Origin of the sequence: Nesterenkonia populi, assembly GCF_007994735.1 — a bacterium.
Lineage (GTDB): Bacteria > Actinomycetota > Actinomycetes > Actinomycetales > Micrococcaceae > Nesterenkonia > Nesterenkonia populi.
On sequence record NZ_VOIL01000001.1, the window covers coordinates 197,026 to 211,007 of the forward strand.

The following is a 13,982-nucleotide window of genomic DNA, read 5'->3' on the forward strand; positions in this document are numbered from 1 at the left end:
CGACCGGCGAGAGCGGAGGCCCCGCACCTGGGCAGCGCGGCTCTCTGGTCCGCCAGACGGGCTCAGCGCAGCAGGCGGCGCATCAGCATCGACAGGAACTCCAGGACTAGCACCGCAGCGAAGATCATCAGCAGGATCCAGGTGACCACCTCGAACTGCAGCACCCGGTTGGCGTTGAGCACGTAGTAGCCCACACCCCCCGCGCCGACGATGCCCAGCAGGGTGGCAGCACGAATGTTGACGTCCAGCTGGTAGAGCAGGTGAGCCACCGAGGCTGGCGCTGCCTGGCGAGCAGTCGCGGCGAAGAAGACCTGCCACCGGTTCGCGCCCCCGGCGGAGACCGCCTGCTGGACTCTCACGTCCGTCTCCTCGAGGGAGTCCGCCACCAGTTTGGAGAGCAGGCCCATCGCGCCCAGCGCCAGGGCCAGCACCCCGGCCACCTGACCCATCCCCATGATCACGATGAGGATGATGGCCAGAATCAGCTCAGGGATCCCGCGAGTCACCACGATCAGCGTGCGGAAGACCTGAACGACCCACATGCTCGGCGCCACGTTTCGGGCCGCCAGCGCGCCCACCGGCAGAGCGATCGCCGCCCCGAGAAATGTTGCCGCCAGCCCCATCTGGATGGTCTCCAGCAGTGCGGCCCACAGCGTGCCGCCCAGCCCGCCATCGTCGGGCGGCCAGAACTGTGCGGACACTGACGGGATCGAGGCGAACCCCTCGAAGAACCGGGACCAGTTGATCTCCGCATACCAGGCCGAGACCAGGACCAGCGCGATGAACAGGCCGATATAGGTGAACCGGGAGATCCGCTCACCGTTCCACGGCGGGGTGGTCCGCTCACCCAGGCCGGGACGGGCCGCAGTCTCGTCCGGACGGGAGGCGCTCCAGCGGTCACGGGCCTTGCCGAACAGCCAGACAAAGCCGAATCGGCTCGGGTTCGAACGGCCCATCAGCTTCATCCGCAGGAATCCCGAAAGCAGCTCCGCACCGATGCAGATCCCCAGGATCACAAGTGCCAGGGCAATGCCGCGGTCGTAGCTGCCCACGCCCAGCGCCTGACTCAGATCAGCGCCCAGGCCCGGCAGACCGATCCAGCCGAGGATCACCGAGGCGCGCAGATTGATGTCGAAGCGGTGCAGGCCGTGGGCGACGATCGCCGGCATGATTCCAGGCAGAGTGGCCCCGAAGACCTGTCTGCTCCGCGAAGCGCCGGCCGCCTCGAGGGCCCGGCGAGGACCGTCGTCGTGATCCTCGATCGCGTCCGCGTAGAACTTGCCGAGCATGCCGATCGAGTTCAGCCCCAGCGCGAGGATCCCGGCGGCGGTCCCCATTCCGAAGATCCGGATGAAGATCACCGCCATCACCAGCTCGGGGATCGCACGCATGACCACAACCGCCGTGCGGGCCACAGCCCGAACCGTCTTGGACGGAGAGGTGTTGAACGCTGCGGAAAGTCCCATGAACACCGAGATCACCATGCCCAGCAGTGTGGCCAGGGTGACAATCGCCAGAGTCATCGCCGTGGACTCGAGCAGGGCCGGAACCTCAGGGAGCTGCAGCCCTCCCACACGCTCCCGGAAGAAGACGACGGCGTTCTCATAGCCGGCGATGAACGACGCGACGTTCACTCGCAGCTCGATCATCGACCAGATGCCGCCTGCCGCGAACGCCACCATGATGGCGAAGCCCAGCATGCCCCGCGCCGAGGGACCGTGCAGGGTGCGGGCGCCAGATGGAGCAGCGGGCGCACGGTCATGCGGCGGGAGCTCAGGGGCCGGACCGGCAGCCGTCTCCCGAACGCCGGCAGTCATACCGCCACGGCCTCCCGATAAGGCTCAGTTGCCGGCTGGGGCCCCGCAGCGGCTCGCGGCACGTAGATGCTCCGAGCGTCCTGCGAGGTGACATCAGCGGCGGCTTCGTCCATCACCTTCACCCCACTGCGCAGGCCGATGATTCGGTCGCCCCACTCGCGGGCCAGCTCCACCTGGTGCAGGCTGCACACCACCGTCAGCTGGTCCTCCTCAGCAATCTGGGCGATGAGGCTCATCACCTGGCTGGAGGATTCAGGATCCAGGGATGCTACCGGCTCGTCCGCCAAGAGCACCTTGGGCTGCTGAACGAGGGCACGAGCCACTGCAGCCCGCTGCTGCTGGCCGCCGGAGAGAGTGTCCGCCCGCTGGAACCGCTGATCAGCCAGGCCGACCCTCTCCAGCTGATCCAGGGCGCGCTGCCGCACCGCCTTCGGGTAGCTGAACAGTCCCACCCGCGGGCCCCACAGAGAGCCCAGCGCGCCGGTGCACACGTTCTCCAGGGTGGACATGGAACCCACCAAGTGGAACTGCTGGAAGACCATGCCGATGTCGCGGCGCAGCGCCCTCAGCTCGGCCCGGCGGGCAGCGCCCACCTCCGTGCCCAGCACGGTGACTGATCCGGAGGTGGGCGTATGCAGGCCGTTGATCAGTCGGAGCATGGTCGACTTTCCCGACCCGGAGAGCCCCAGCAGCACGGTGAACGTGCCCGGGTCGATGCTCAGGCTGATGTCATCAGCGGCGGTGGTCGACGGCGGGAACTTCTTGGTGACATTCTTCAGGACGATGGCAGACATCAGTCGCAGGCTTCCGCCTCGGTGATCTCGCAGACCTCGCGGATGCCGTCGTAGATCCCGTCGTCGACGGGAGCGTACTCGTAGGACTCCTCGGGCAGGGAGCAGTCATCAGCAGAGCCGCAGTAGCCCTCCTCGACCAGAGCATCCACGTTGATCAGACCGTCGTCGAACATGCCGCGCAGCTGCTCCTGCGCCTCGTCATCGAGGGTGTCGGTATTCATGAAGATGGGGGATGCCGGGATGACCGGGGACTCCCAGACGATCTCGTAGTCGTCCTCGCTGAGCTCACCACGGTTAGGCATCAGCACCTCGACCATGGAGTCGTAGGCGAAGGCCAGATCGCACTGACCGTCCAGCAGGGCCAGGATCGCCCCGTCGTGGGAGCCGGGGAAGACCGGATCGACATCGTCTTCAGGGTCCAGGCCGGCCTCAAGCATGCCGGCCGAGGGGTAGAGGAAGCCCGAGGTGGAGCCCTGCTCCACGTAGCAGACGCTCTCACCCTCCACCTCCTCGAGGCTATCGATGTCGGAGTCGGAACGCACCAGCGCATAGGAGACGTAGCCGGCTTCCTCGCCCTCCTCCTCGATGCGGCCGCCCAGCACGTCCACGCCGGCGCCGGCGTCGCCAGCCCGCACATAGGTGAAGGGGGAGCCGATCCCCATATCAGCCTGGCCGGCGACCATCGCCTCAATCACGGCGTTGTAGTCCGTAGAGTGGTTGAACTCCACGGGCCGTCCGGTCTCACCAGCAATGACCTCCATCAGAAGCTCGAAGCCAGCCTCCAGCTGAGCAGCCTCCTCCGCGGGGACCCCGACGATGCGGATCGGATCGCCCTCGCCCCCGACCTCACCCTCTGGGTCCTCGAGCTCCTCGCCGCTGTCCTCAGCGGTGCCGTTCTCCGCGCCGTTGTCCTCGTCCGCGGCCTCACCGCAGGCGGACAGGGCCAGGATGCCGGCGAAGCCCAGAGCTGCCAGCCTGGCCAGCGGGCTGCGGTACAGGGTCTCAATCATCGTGCGGGCCCTCCTCTGTGAAGCGATTCATATGCGAGTCCGCGGACCCATCCGGTCCGGGCACGAAGGACACAGTCCCTAGGCAAGATGAACCGCTGGTAACGATCACAGTGAACGCCTGATGAACGGAGAGGAAACCTTCGTCAGGAAGGACTGCCCAGCATCGGTCCGGGTCAGAGCAGGACCGGCTCGGCCCAGCGGGGGCCGTAGCCGCGCAGCACCGCAGTGCGCGGGGCTCCGAGGAGCTCCTCCTCAGACTCGGTGAAGTCCGTCTGAACAGTGCACTCCGAGGAGAGCGCGGCGTCGTAGGCCGGCTCCTGCTCGGCACGGAGCAGCTCGATATCGAGCCAGGACCCTTCGGGTCCGGCGACGGGCCCCTCCACCCGGCTGCGGCCCCACTCCACCACAGTGATCGAATGCGGCAGGGCGGCCGGCAGGTCCAGGGACTCCAGGCCTTCGGCGTCGGTGCGGTAGGCGTCCACATGCACCAGGTCCGGGCCCTCGCCGAGGCTGGTGTGGACGCGGGCGAGGACGAAGGTCGGCGAAGTCACCGGCCCCTCCACCCCCAAGGACTCCCCCAACGATTGGGTGAAGGTGGTCTTGCCCGCGCCCAGCCCGCCGGTGAGCACCAGCAGGTCGCCCGGCGCCAGCTGCGCGGCCAGCGCCCTCGCGAACGACTCCGTAGCCTCCAAGTCCTCCAGGAGCGTCCTCAGCGTCCACTGCTCCCCCGGCAGCGCCGCGGCAGGTGCGGCGTCCTGGCTCATGCGTCCTGCCCCGGCGCCTCGGCGTCATCGCCGGTGTCCACGACCTCACGGGGGACCCGCTCACCGATGCGGGTGATGATCTCGTAGTTGATGGTCTGGGCGGCGGTGCCCCAGTCCGCGGCAGCGATGCCGGAGCCCCCGCCGAAGACGACGGCATCATCGCCCACCCGCACGTCGGTCTCCTCGCTGCCGAGGTCCACGACGAACTGGTCCATCGCCACCCGGCCCGCCGAACGGCAGATCCGGCCGTTGATCCAGACCGGCGCGTCCACGGCGATGCGCGGGATCCCGTCGGCGTAGCCCAGCGGGATCAGCGCCAGGGAGGTCGGCTGGTCGGTGCGGTGGGTGAGCCCGTAGCTGATGCCCTGCCCGGCGGGAACCCGCTTCACATTCGCCACCGTGGTGCGCAGCTCCATCGCCGGACGCAGCCCCAGGTCCTCCGGGGTGCGGTCCGCGAAGGGGCTCTGCCCGTAGACGCCGACGCCGACGCGCACCATGTCGAAGTGCGCGTCCGGGCGGGAGAGGGCGGCTGGGGTGTTCGCCACGTGCCGAAGGTCCGGAACCACGCCGTGGGCCTCGGCGACCTCCACGGCTTCCCGGTAGGCGGCGAGCTGCTCGTCGGTCTCCCTGCGGTCAGGCTCGTCCGCGACCGCAAGGTGGGTGAAGATTCCCTCCACACTGATCAGTCCGCGCTCAGAGTACTCGGCGGCCTTCGCAGCCAGCGCCGGCCATTCCTCGGCGGTGCACCCGTTGCGGCCCAGGCCGGTGTCGATCTTCAGGTGCACGCGGGCGGGGATGTGCAGCTGCTCGGCAGCCTCAGCGATCAGCTCCAGCTCCCACCCGGAGACGCCGAGGTCGATATGGTGCCGGATGCCTTCGGCGAAGTCGGTGCCGCGGGTGTGCAGCCAGGCCAGGATGGGGGCCTCCACTCCGGCGTCGCGCAGCGCTTTGGCCTCGGCGACGTGGGCGGTGCCGAGCCAGTCCGCCCCGGCGTCGATGGCCGCCCGGGCTGCGGTGAGGGCGCCGTGGCCGTAGCCGTCCGCTTTGACGGCCACCATCACTTTGGCGGGGCGGACGTAGTCTGCGATGGTGCGGACGTTGTGCCTCAGGGCGGCAACGTCGATGCGGGCGGCCCGTTCGGCCCCCGCGCTGCCGGAAAAATTCATGCGTACAACCCTATCGGGCGTCAGTCCGCCCGCCGGATCGCTTCCACCAGGTGGGAGGCCCCGAACCGGCCCCTTGCCCGGGGGTCGATGGCCTGGGCTGCGGCACCGTGCAGCTTCACTCCGAGCATCGCGACGACGGCCGGCGGCTCGGCCTGGGTGGCCAGCAGGGCGCCGACGATCCCGGCCAGCACGTCCCCGGTGCCGGCCGTGGCGAGCCCGGGAGTATTGGGCCGGTGCGTCGTGGTGGTCCCGCTGGGGTGGGCCACGGCTGTCTTGGGGCCCTTGAGCACGACGACGCAGCCGGTCACGTTCGCCAGGGCCGCTGCGCCGGCCGCCGGGTCCTTGTCTTTGAGCGCCGCCTCCGCAGCGGCGTCGCCGAGACGCTGGGCCAGGCGCAGGGCCTCGCCGGCGTGCGGGGTCAGCACCACATGCTCGCCGAGCTCATCCGTCGGCACTTGCTCAGGGATCAGGTCGAGCGCCGACGCGTCCACCAGGCACGAGGTGCCGGAGCGGGAGGCGCTCAGCAGAGCGTCCCGTGCCTCAGCGGCCCGGTCCTGATCCTCACCCGAACCAGGTCCGATCAGGACGGCGCTCGCCGACTCGAGCCGGGACCGCGCGGCGTCCGCCTCGACGGCCACCACCTCGGGATGCCGGGCCAGCACGAGGTCAGCGGCCCGGCGGGGCGTCTGCAGCGTGACCATGCCGACGCCCGTGCTGACTGCCGCCCCGGCGCAGAGCATCGCGGCGCCGGGGTACTGATCGGAGCCGGCCACCACGTGGAGGGTGCCGCGGCTGTACTTATGATCCTCCGCGCGGGGTCCATGAACGCGGGGCATCAGGAGCTTCCTTCGGCCACGACCATGGCGGTGGCGATGTCCCCGTCGTGGGAGAGGCTCAGGTGCCAGCGGGCGATCCCTCTGCTCCCGGCGGCCGCGGCCACACTGTCGGTGACGTGGATGTGGGGGGCGCCCGCGGCGTCGGGAATCACCTGGCAGTGCTGCCAGTTCATCCCCGCCGGGGCGCCGAGGGCCTTGGCCACAGCCTCCTTAGCGGCGAAGCGCGCCGCGAGGGACCGGATGCTCAGCTCCCGCTCGGCGGGGGTGAACAGACGTTCCCGCAGGGCAGGAGTCCGTCGCAGCTGCTCCTCGAAGCGGGAGACCTGTACGACGTCAACCCCGATCCCGACGATCATGACGCTCTATCCCTTCGCTGTTGATGTATCTGCCCCCTATAGAGACCAGATGCATCAACAAGGCTGGGATTCCTCACGGGGCTCATTCCACGGTGACGGATTTGGCGAGGTTGCGGGGCTGGTCGACGTCGTAGCCCTTCTCACTGGCCAGTGCGCAGGCGAAGATCTGCAGAGGCACGGTGGTCAGCAGCGGCATCAGCAGCGGCTGGGTCTCCGGGACGAAGAAGACCTGCTCGGAGAACTCGCTGACCGCATCATCACCGGCCTCGGCCACAGTGATGGTCTTCGCGCCCCGGGCCCTGACCTCCTGAATATTGGAGACGACCTTCGCGTGCAGACTGTGCCGCCCATGCGGGGAGGGCACCACCACAAAGACCGGCTGGCCCTGCTCGATCAGCGCGATGGGCCCATGCTTGAGCTCACCGGCGGCGAAGCCCTCCGCGTGGATATAGGCCAGCTCCTTAAGCTTCAGAGCCCCCTCCAGCGCCACCGGGTAGCCCACATGCCGACCCAAAAACAGCACCGAGGGGCTCTGAGCCATCTCACGGGCGAGGTCCTTGATGGCATCAGCATGATCCAGGATGTGCTGGACCTTCTGCGGGATCTGATGCAGATCCGCCAGCACATCAGCGATCTGCTCGGAGAACATCTGCCCGCGCAGCTGCGCCAGATACAGACCCAGCACATAGGAGGCAGTGATCATCGCCAAGAACGCCTTGGTCGAGGCCACTGCGATCTCCGGGCCGGCATGCAGATACAGCACCGCATCCGACTCCCGCGGAATCGTGGACCCGTTGGTGTTGCAGATCGCCAGGGTCTTCGCGCCCTGCTCCTTGGCATAGCGGACCGCCATCAGCGTGTCCATGGTCTCCCCGGACTGGCTGATCGAGACCACCAGGGTCGAGGAATCAATGATCGGATCCCGGTACCGGAACTCATGGGCCAGCTCCACCTCCACCGGGATCCGGCACCAATGCTCGATCGCATACTTGGCCACATGCCCGGCATAGGCAGCCGTACCGCAGGCGACCACCATGATCTTGGAAACCCCCTTCAGCTGAGCAGGATCGATCCGCAGCTCATCCAGGCTCAGCCGCCCCGCAGCATCCGTGCGGCCCAAAAGGGTGTCCTCGACCGCCTTGGGCTGCTCATGGATCTCCTTCTCCATGAAGGTCTCATAGCCGCCCTTCTCCGCGGCAGCAGCATCCCAGTCCACATGGAACCGCTTACCGGTGGCCGCGACACCATCAAAGCCCATGATCGAGACCTCATCAGCAGTGATCGTCACAATCTGATCCTGCTCCAGCTCCACCGCCTCACGGGTGAAATCAATGAACCCCGAGACATCCGAGCCCAGGAAGTTCTCCCCCTCACCCAGGCCGACCACCAACGGCGAGTTCCGCCGGGCAGCGACCACCCGGTCAGGCTGATCCGCGTGCACCGCCAGCAGCGTGAACGCCCCCTGAAGCTCATTGACCGCCAACCGCATCGCCTCAGTCAGATCCCCAGCAGCCTCACCCCGGTAGAACTGCCCGATCAGCTTCGCCGCCGCCTCAGTATCGGTCTCAGAGTCAAAAGACTCACCAGCCCGAACCAGCCCAGCCTTCAACGCACTGAAATTCTCAATGATCCCGTTATGGATCACCGCCAGATCCCCACCATCACCCAGATGCGGATGCGCATTGACATCCGTAGGGCCCCCATGAGTGGCCCACCGGGTATGACCAATGCCCACCAGCGCCGGAACCACCGGAGCAGCCTCAATCTCAGCCACCAGATTCGCCAGCTTTCCCGCCTTCTTCCTGGCAGCCACCCGACCATCAGCAATCGTGGCCACCCCCGCCGAGTCATAGCCGCGATACTCCAAACGGCGCAGCCCCTCCAAAAGCACATCCATCGCCTGATGCTGACCAGCCCTCTGCGACGAGGCCACATAACCCACAATTCCACACATGCACGCAAGAGTACCGCTGCCACCTGCAGGACGCCGAGCCGCTATCGTGTCAGGGTGTCCGCACCTGACCACTCTGCCCACGAGCGCGCCGAGGCCCGGCCTGACCACCGGCTCCCGCCGCAGAAGCCTGCCCTGCACACCGCACCCGTCCCACGGATGGGCAGCGCCGCCGCCTGGGCCGACTCACCCCCGGCGGAGGAGGTCCGCACCAGCTCCCCGTTCGTGGGGTTGGACCGTGACACGTGGGCGCATTTGGCCGACACCATCGAGCAGCCGCTCAACCAGGACGATGTCGATCGTCTCCGCGGCATCGGCGAGCACCTGAGCCTCAACGAGGTGGAGCAGATCTACCTGCCGCTGAGCCGGCTGCTGTCCATCTATGTGGAGGCCAACGCGGACCTGCGGCACCGCACCAATGAGTTCCTCGGCGGCGACACCCGGCGCACCCCGTTCGTGATCGGCGTCGCCGGCTCGGTGGCGGTGGGGAAGTCGACGACGGCGCGCGTGCTGCAGGAGATGCTCTCGCGCTGGTCCTCCACACCCCGGGTGGAGCTGGTCACCACTGACGGGTTCCTGTACCCCAACGCGGAGCTGGAGCGTCGCGGCATCATGGACCGCAAGGGCTTCCCGGAGGCCTACGACCGGCGAGCGCTGCTGCGGTTCGTCTCCGAGGTGAAGTCCGGCCGCCCTGAGGTGACCGCCCCCAAGTACTCCCACCTGAAGTACGACATCGTCCCCGAGGAGCGCGTCGTCGTGCGTCGCCCGGACGTGCTGATCGTGGAGGGGCTCAACGTGCTGCAGCCGGCCCGCCCACGGTTCGACGGGACCACCGGGCTGGCGCTGAGCGACTTCTTCGACTTCAGCATCTACGTGGACGCCCGTCCCGAATACATCAAGAAGTGGTATGTGGAACGGTTCATGCGGTGGCGGGACTCTGCCTTCGCCAAGCCCGGCAGCTACTTCCACCGCTACGCCTCCCTGAGCGACGAGGCCGCCACCAACTGGGCCACCGACATCTGGAACCGCATCAACGGCCCCAACCTTCGCGAGAACATCGCTCCCACCCGTTCCCGAGCAAAACTGGTGATGGTCAAGGGCGAGGACCACACCACCAACCGGGTGCTGCTCCGAAAGATCTGAATCCTATGCGCTCTGACCGTCCCGCTCCCTACCTGTCCCGCCGGACGCTGCTGGCCATCGGCGGCGCGGCCGGGCTGGCCGCCTGCACACCCGACAACGGGGAGAGCCCGGAGCAGACGCCCGCTCAGCAGAGCATCCCAGCGCCCACCCCTGAAGGTGAGGGCGCACCGCCGACGGCGGAGGAGCCTGAGACGGAGCAGGCCGAAGAGGCGGACGACGACGCTCCCGCCTCAGAGGCGAGCTGGGACCCCGACTCCACCTATGTGCTGGTGAACAAGCGAAACCCGCTGGAGCCGGCCGACCATGTGCCCTCGGACCTGCGCGAACTCGATATCTTCCAGCACTATGAGGGCCAGCAGCTCCGCGAGGAGGCTGCCGGGGCCCTTGAGGAGCTGTTCGCCGCCGCCGCGGAGGAAGGCCATGCCCTGGCCGTCACCACCGCCTATCGGGACTACGAGCACCAGTTCGCCCTCTACGACAGCTGGTACTGGGAGCACGGTCAGGAATGGACCGACGCCCGCTCCGCCCGGCCGGGCTACTCCGAGCACCAGACCGGGCTCGCCGTGGACATCCTCACCGAGGACTCCCACCCTGACGAGCTGCTCGAATCCTTCGGCGGCATGCCGGAGGGGGAATGGGTGGCCGAGCACGCCCATGAGTTCGGGTTCATCATCCGCTACCCCGAGGGCGCCGAAGACATCACCGGCTACCAGTACGAGCCCTGGCACCTGCGCTACCTCGGCGTCGAAGCCGCCGCGGAGGTCTTCGAGGAGGGCGTCACCCTCGAGGAGCACTGGGACCAGCCTCCAGCCCCTGACTACGAGTACGACTACCTGGAGGATCCGGCCGTCGACCGTTAGCCTGAGCGGGGCACGACGTCGGGGGCCTCACCCGTGGGCTCCGGCGGCTCGGCGGCCAGGGCGTCCTCCCCCATGACGTCGACGACGCGCTCCCAGCGGTCCTCGAGGACCTCGTCGGGAATCTCGTGCTCATGCTCGCCGTCCAGCAGCTCGGCCAACGGGTAGATGCCGCGGAAGGTCTCCTCCCCGCGGCTGGCCCCCTCCCGGTCCACAGTGACCGGGGACCATTCCAGCCCCGTGATGCGGGCTCCGTCGTCGTCGACCTCCGCCTGAGCCAGCGCCATGATGCCGGTCGCTGTCTCGGGGACGCAGCACTCCTCGTCCTGGTTGGTGAAGAAGTTGCCCAGCGACCAGGTCACCCACATACCCTCGCCGTCCGGGCCGCCGTCGAGCTGCTCCAGCGGCTGCGGCGTGTGGCTGTGGTTGCCGAACACGAGGTCGATCTGCCCGGCCTCCGCCAGCTCCGACGCGTACTCGTTCTGCTCCTCGTTGGGGGCGTGGGCGTACTCCTCGCCCCAGTGCACTGAGGCGATCACCAGGTCCGCGCCGTCGGCTCGGGCCTGCTCCGCCTGCGCGCTCATCTCCTCGGCGTCCCCGTCGGCGACCACCCAGGGGGTCTCCTGGGGCGGGTAGAAGGGGTCGTTGTGGATCTGAGTGTTCGCCACATGCGCGACGACGATCTCCCGGTCCCCGCGCTCCAGGGTGTAGAGCTGAGGCTCGGCGGCCTCCTCCTCAGTGCGGGCGGTGCCCGCATGCCCCAGTCCGGCGGCGTCGAAGGTGTCCAGGGTGTGCTGCACACCGTCCACCCCCATGTCGAGTGAGTGGTTGGTAGCGGTGGTGCAGCCGTGGAACCCGGTCTGCGCCAGCGAGTCGGCGAGCTCGTCCGGAGCGCCGAAGACCGGATACCCGACCGGCTCCGTGCCGGGCGGGACGATCGGCACCTCCATCCCGCAGAGCGCCAGGTCCGCGCCGGACACCCAGTGCTCGACGCCGGAGAGGCCCTCAGCGAAGTCGTAGCTGCCGTCCTGCTGCTCCGCGGCAGCAATGATCGCGTCATGGATGAGCACGTCCCCCGCGGAGAGGATGGTGAACGCGCCGGACTCCTCCTCAGCCTCTGGCGCCGGCTCCTCGGGCTGCTCCTGGTGGGCCTCCGAGGGCTCCGCTGAGGCAGGGCCGGGGCTCTCCCCGGCGTCCTCGGGCGCCTCCGTGCCGCAGCCGGCAAGGGCGGCGGCCGCAGCGGCGAGCATCAGGGCTCCTCGGGTCCGTGTCCTCATCATCAGTGAGTCTATGGGCCCGGAACCCTCCCGCGCATAGGATCGGTTGATGCTCAAAGGATTCTTCGCCTTCATCAAACAGGGAAATGTTGTTGACCTTGCGGTCGCCGTCGTACTGGGCGCTGCCTTCGGCGCCGTGGTGAATGCCTTTGTCGAAAGCGTCCTCATGCCGCTGGTCGCCCAGCTGATCGGCGGTTCCGAGCCTGAGTTCGACGACCTCTGGACCTACACCGTCCCTGGGCTCGACGGCCCTGAGATGCAGTTCGGCGTGCTGGCCACCACTGTGGTGAACTTCCTGCTGATCGCGGCTGCCGTCTACTTTGTGGTGGTGCTTCCCATGAGCAGGATCATCGAGGCTCGCAACAGGGCCCTCGGCGAGCCGGAGGAGGAAGAGGAGGAGGAGAGCATCACCCTCCTGAAGGAGATCCGCGACCAACTCAAGGCCCAGACCGAGGTCACAAACCCCGCGTTCATCCAGCAGCTCGTCGAAGCTGAGCGCAGGGCCGAGGAGGAGGAGAAGGCCAAGGAGGATGCCGAAGCCAAGACCGGCCTCTTCGGGAGGGCCAAGAACGTCGTCTGGGGCAGGGCCTGAGCAGCTCGTCGCGCTCTAGAGGGTGAGTTCTGCTTTGACGATGTCTGCCAGGGCCTGGGACTCGGCGTGGGCGATCTCGGCATGGGTGGCCTCGACCATCACCCGCACCACCGGCTCCGTACCCGAAGGACGCAGCAGCACCCTGCCCTCAGCCCCCAGCCGGTCCTCCAGGGCCGCCACCGCCTCCTGCACCGGCTGATGAGTCTTCACCCTGGCCTTATCGACCCCTTTGACATTGACCAGCACCTGCGGCAAACGAGTCATCGCCTCATCAGCCAGCTCCTTCAGGCTCTTGCCGGTCTTAGCGACCCGAGCAGCCAGCTGCAGCCCGGTCAGCACCCCATCACCAGTAGTGGCATAGTCGGAGAAGATCAGATGACCCGACTGCTCACCGCCGAGCGAATAGCCCCCAGCACGCATGCCCTCGAGCACATACCGGTCCCCCACCGCAGTCTCCACCAGCCCGATGCCAGCAGAAGCCATCCCCAGCTTCAGCCCCAGATTGCTCATCACCGTGACCACCAGGGTGTCATCGACCAGCCCCCCGGCCTCCTTCAGCCCCCGGGCAAGGACACCCATGATCTGATCCCCATCGATGACAGCACCGGTGTGATCAACCGCCAGACACCGGTCAGCATCCCCATCATGGGCCACCCCCATATCAGCCCCATGGGAGACCACCGCCTGCTGCAGATTCTCCAGATGCGTCGAACCGTACCCCTCATTGATATTGACACCATCCGGGTCAGCACCAATGACCACCACCTGGGCACCAGCAGCAGCGAACGCCTCCGGCGAACACCCGCTGGCGGCCCCATGAGCACAATCGATGACGACCTTCAGCCCCTGCAGCGAGACCCCGCCCAGACTGGCCAGCAGATGGACCACATACCGGTCCTCCGCATCAGCGAAACGCTGCACCCGCCCCACATCAGCCCCCGTCGGGGTCGGAGGCTGCTGAGCCATCTGCGCTTCGATCGCGTCCTCGGCCCGATCATCAAGCTTATGACCCCCCGCAGCCAAGAACTTGATCCCATTATCCGCCGCCGGATTATGCGACGCCGAGATCATCACCCCGAAGTCAGCATCAATATCAGCCACCAAGAACGCCGCCGCCGGGGTCGGCAGCACACCGGCGTCATAGACATCCACACCCACCGAGGCGATCCCAGCCTGCACCGCCGCCGAGAGAAACTCCCCCGAAACCCGCGGATCCCTAGCCACCACAGCCACCGGCCGAGGCCCACGACTGATCTGATCACCCCCCAGCACCACCGCAGCCGACTGAGAAAGACGAAGAGCAAGATCCGCGGTCAGCAGCCCATTGGCCACACCACGGACCCCATCAGTTCCAAAGAGTCTGGTCATATTGATGGTGAGTGTAATAGCCCAACCATGAGAAAACCCCCGCCGGATGAG

At 67.5% G+C, this 13,982-nt stretch carries 13 protein-coding genes; 3 read left to right on the top strand and 10 right to left on the bottom strand.

What is annotated here, in order from left to right; translation table 11 throughout:
* Positions 1–62: 62 nt before the first annotated feature.
* The 8 genes from FWJ47_RS00890 to glmS all read right to left on the bottom strand — a co-directional run bounded on the left by FWJ47_RS00890 (position 63) and on the right by glmS (position 8,697).
* A complete protein-coding gene (locus FWJ47_RS00890; RefSeq protein WP_211358939.1) occupies positions 63–1,817 on the bottom strand; it encodes a PhnE/PtxC family ABC transporter permease in 1,755 nt (584 codons plus the stop codon).
* Complete coding sequence (gene phnC / locus FWJ47_RS00895) at positions 1,814–2,611, bottom strand: phosphonate ABC transporter ATP-binding protein (RefSeq protein WP_147102992.1); 798 nt, start codon at positions 2,609–2,611, stop codon at positions 1,814–1,816. The genes FWJ47_RS00890 and phnC overlap by 4 nt, the downstream gene beginning before the upstream one ends.
* Positions 2,611–3,621 carry a phosphate/phosphite/phosphonate ABC transporter substrate-binding protein gene (gene phnD, locus FWJ47_RS00900; protein WP_147102993.1) on the bottom strand — a complete coding sequence of 337 codons (1,011 nt, stop codon included), beginning with the start codon at positions 3,619–3,621 and terminating at the stop codon, positions 2,611–2,613. Before phnD ends, phnC begins: the two co-directional genes overlap by 1 nt.
* A 173-nt stretch (positions 3,622–3,794) precedes the next feature.
* Positions 3,795–4,385, bottom strand: a complete 591-nt coding sequence (gene tsaE / locus FWJ47_RS00905) for a tRNA (adenosine(37)-N6)-threonylcarbamoyltransferase complex ATPase subunit type 1 TsaE (RefSeq protein ID WP_147102994.1) — start codon at positions 4,383–4,385, stop codon at positions 3,795–3,797.
* On the bottom strand, positions 4,382–5,551 hold the full coding sequence (alr, locus tag FWJ47_RS00910; protein ID WP_147102995.1) for an alanine racemase: 1,170 nt from the start codon (positions 5,549–5,551) through the stop codon (positions 4,382–4,384). Before alr ends, tsaE begins: the two co-directional genes overlap by 4 nt.
* 20 nt (positions 5,552–5,571) lie before the next feature.
* Positions 5,572–6,387 carry an NAD(P)H-hydrate dehydratase gene (locus tag FWJ47_RS00915; protein ID WP_147102996.1) on the bottom strand — a complete coding sequence of 272 codons (816 nt, stop codon included), beginning with the start codon at positions 6,385–6,387 and terminating at the stop codon, positions 5,572–5,574.
* Positions 6,387–6,743: a holo-ACP synthase gene (locus FWJ47_RS00920; RefSeq protein ID WP_147102998.1), complete on the bottom strand. Its 357-nt coding sequence runs from the start codon at positions 6,741–6,743 to the stop codon at positions 6,387–6,389. The genes FWJ47_RS00915 and FWJ47_RS00920 overlap by 1 nt, the downstream gene beginning before the upstream one ends.
* A gap of 82 nt (positions 6,744–6,825) precedes the next feature.
* Complete coding sequence (gene glmS / locus FWJ47_RS00925) at positions 6,826–8,697, bottom strand: glutamine--fructose-6-phosphate transaminase (isomerizing) (RefSeq protein ID WP_147103000.1); 1,872 nt, start codon at positions 8,695–8,697, stop codon at positions 6,826–6,828.
* 156 nt (positions 8,698–8,853) lie between these two features.
* Here glmS and coaA point away from each other — a divergent pair, with 156 nt between their 5' ends.
* Both coaA and FWJ47_RS00935 read left to right on the top strand, forming a co-directional pair.
* On the top strand, positions 8,854–9,837 hold the full coding sequence (coaA, locus tag FWJ47_RS00930) for a type I pantothenate kinase (protein WP_147108704.1): 984 nt from the start codon (positions 8,854–8,856) through the stop codon (positions 9,835–9,837).
* Between the two features lie 5 nt (positions 9,838–9,842).
* On the top strand, positions 9,843–10,697 hold the full coding sequence (locus tag FWJ47_RS00935; RefSeq protein ID WP_147103002.1) for a M15 family metallopeptidase: 855 nt from the start codon (positions 9,843–9,845) through the stop codon (positions 10,695–10,697).
* Here FWJ47_RS00935 and FWJ47_RS00940 read toward each other — a convergent pair.
* Positions 10,694–11,971 (bottom strand): CapA family protein, encoded by a 1,278-nt coding sequence (locus FWJ47_RS00940; RefSeq protein WP_170228421.1) that lies wholly within the window; start codon positions 11,969–11,971, stop codon positions 10,694–10,696. The two genes, FWJ47_RS00935 and FWJ47_RS00940, sit on opposite strands and share 4 nt — an antisense overlap.
* A 49-nt stretch (positions 11,972–12,020) precedes the next feature.
* On the opposite strand from FWJ47_RS00940, the gene mscL reads away from it, so the two are divergent.
* On the top strand, positions 12,021–12,563 hold the full coding sequence (mscL, locus tag FWJ47_RS00945) for a large conductance mechanosensitive channel protein MscL (protein ID WP_147103006.1): 543 nt from the start codon (positions 12,021–12,023) through the stop codon (positions 12,561–12,563).
* Positions 12,564–12,578: 15 nt separating this feature from the next.
* On the opposite strand, the gene glmM is transcribed toward mscL, so the two are convergent.
* Entirely contained in the window at positions 12,579–13,931 is a 1,353-nt protein-coding gene (glmM, locus tag FWJ47_RS00950) for a phosphoglucosamine mutase (RefSeq protein ID WP_147103008.1), read from the bottom strand.
* Between the last annotated feature and the right edge of the window lie 51 nt (positions 13,932–13,982).

What these genes read in the sequence shown, in the direction of transcription:
- FWJ47_RS00915 (WP_147102996.1), bottom strand. Translation starts at nt 6,387, where the DNA reads ATGCCCCGCGTTCATGGACCCCGCGCGGAGGATCATAAGTACAGCCGC.
- FWJ47_RS00940 (WP_170228421.1), bottom strand. Translation starts at nt 11,971, where the DNA reads ATGAGGACACGGACCCGAGGAGCCCTGATGCTCGCCGCTGCGGCCGCC.
- phnD (WP_147102993.1), bottom strand. Translation starts at nt 3,621, where the DNA reads ATGATTGAGACCCTGTACCGCAGCCCGCTGGCCAGGCTGGCAGCTCTG.
- FWJ47_RS00935 (WP_147103002.1), top strand. Translation starts at nt 9,843, where the DNA reads ATGCGCTCTGACCGTCCCGCTCCCTACCTGTCCCGCCGGACGCTGCTG.
- alr (WP_147102995.1), bottom strand. Translation starts at nt 5,551, where the DNA reads ATGAATTTTTCCGGCAGCGCGGGGGCCGAACGGGCCGCCCGCATCGAC.
- FWJ47_RS00920 (WP_147102998.1), bottom strand. Translation starts at nt 6,743, where the DNA reads ATGATCGTCGGGATCGGGGTTGACGTCGTACAGGTCTCCCGCTTCGAG.
- glmS (WP_147103000.1), bottom strand. Translation starts at nt 8,697, where the DNA reads ATGTGTGGAATTGTGGGTTATGTGGCCTCGTCGCAGAGGGCTGGTCAG.
- phnC (WP_147102992.1), bottom strand. Translation starts at nt 2,611, where the DNA reads ATGTCTGCCATCGTCCTGAAGAATGTCACCAAGAAGTTCCCGCCGTCG.
- FWJ47_RS00890 (WP_211358939.1), bottom strand. Translation starts at nt 1,817, where the DNA reads ATGACTGCCGGCGTTCGGGAGACGGCTGCCGGTCCGGCCCCTGAGCTC.
- coaA (WP_147108704.1), top strand. Translation starts at nt 8,854, where the DNA reads ATGGGCAGCGCCGCCGCCTGGGCCGACTCACCCCCGGCGGAGGAGGTC.
- mscL (WP_147103006.1), top strand. Translation starts at nt 12,021, where the DNA reads ATGCTCAAAGGATTCTTCGCCTTCATCAAACAGGGAAATGTTGTTGAC.
- glmM (WP_147103008.1), bottom strand. Translation starts at nt 13,931, where the DNA reads ATGACCAGACTCTTTGGAACTGATGGGGTCCGTGGTGTGGCCAATGGG.
- tsaE (WP_147102994.1), bottom strand. Translation starts at nt 4,385, where the DNA reads ATGAGCCAGGACGCCGCACCTGCCGCGGCGCTGCCGGGGGAGCAGTGG.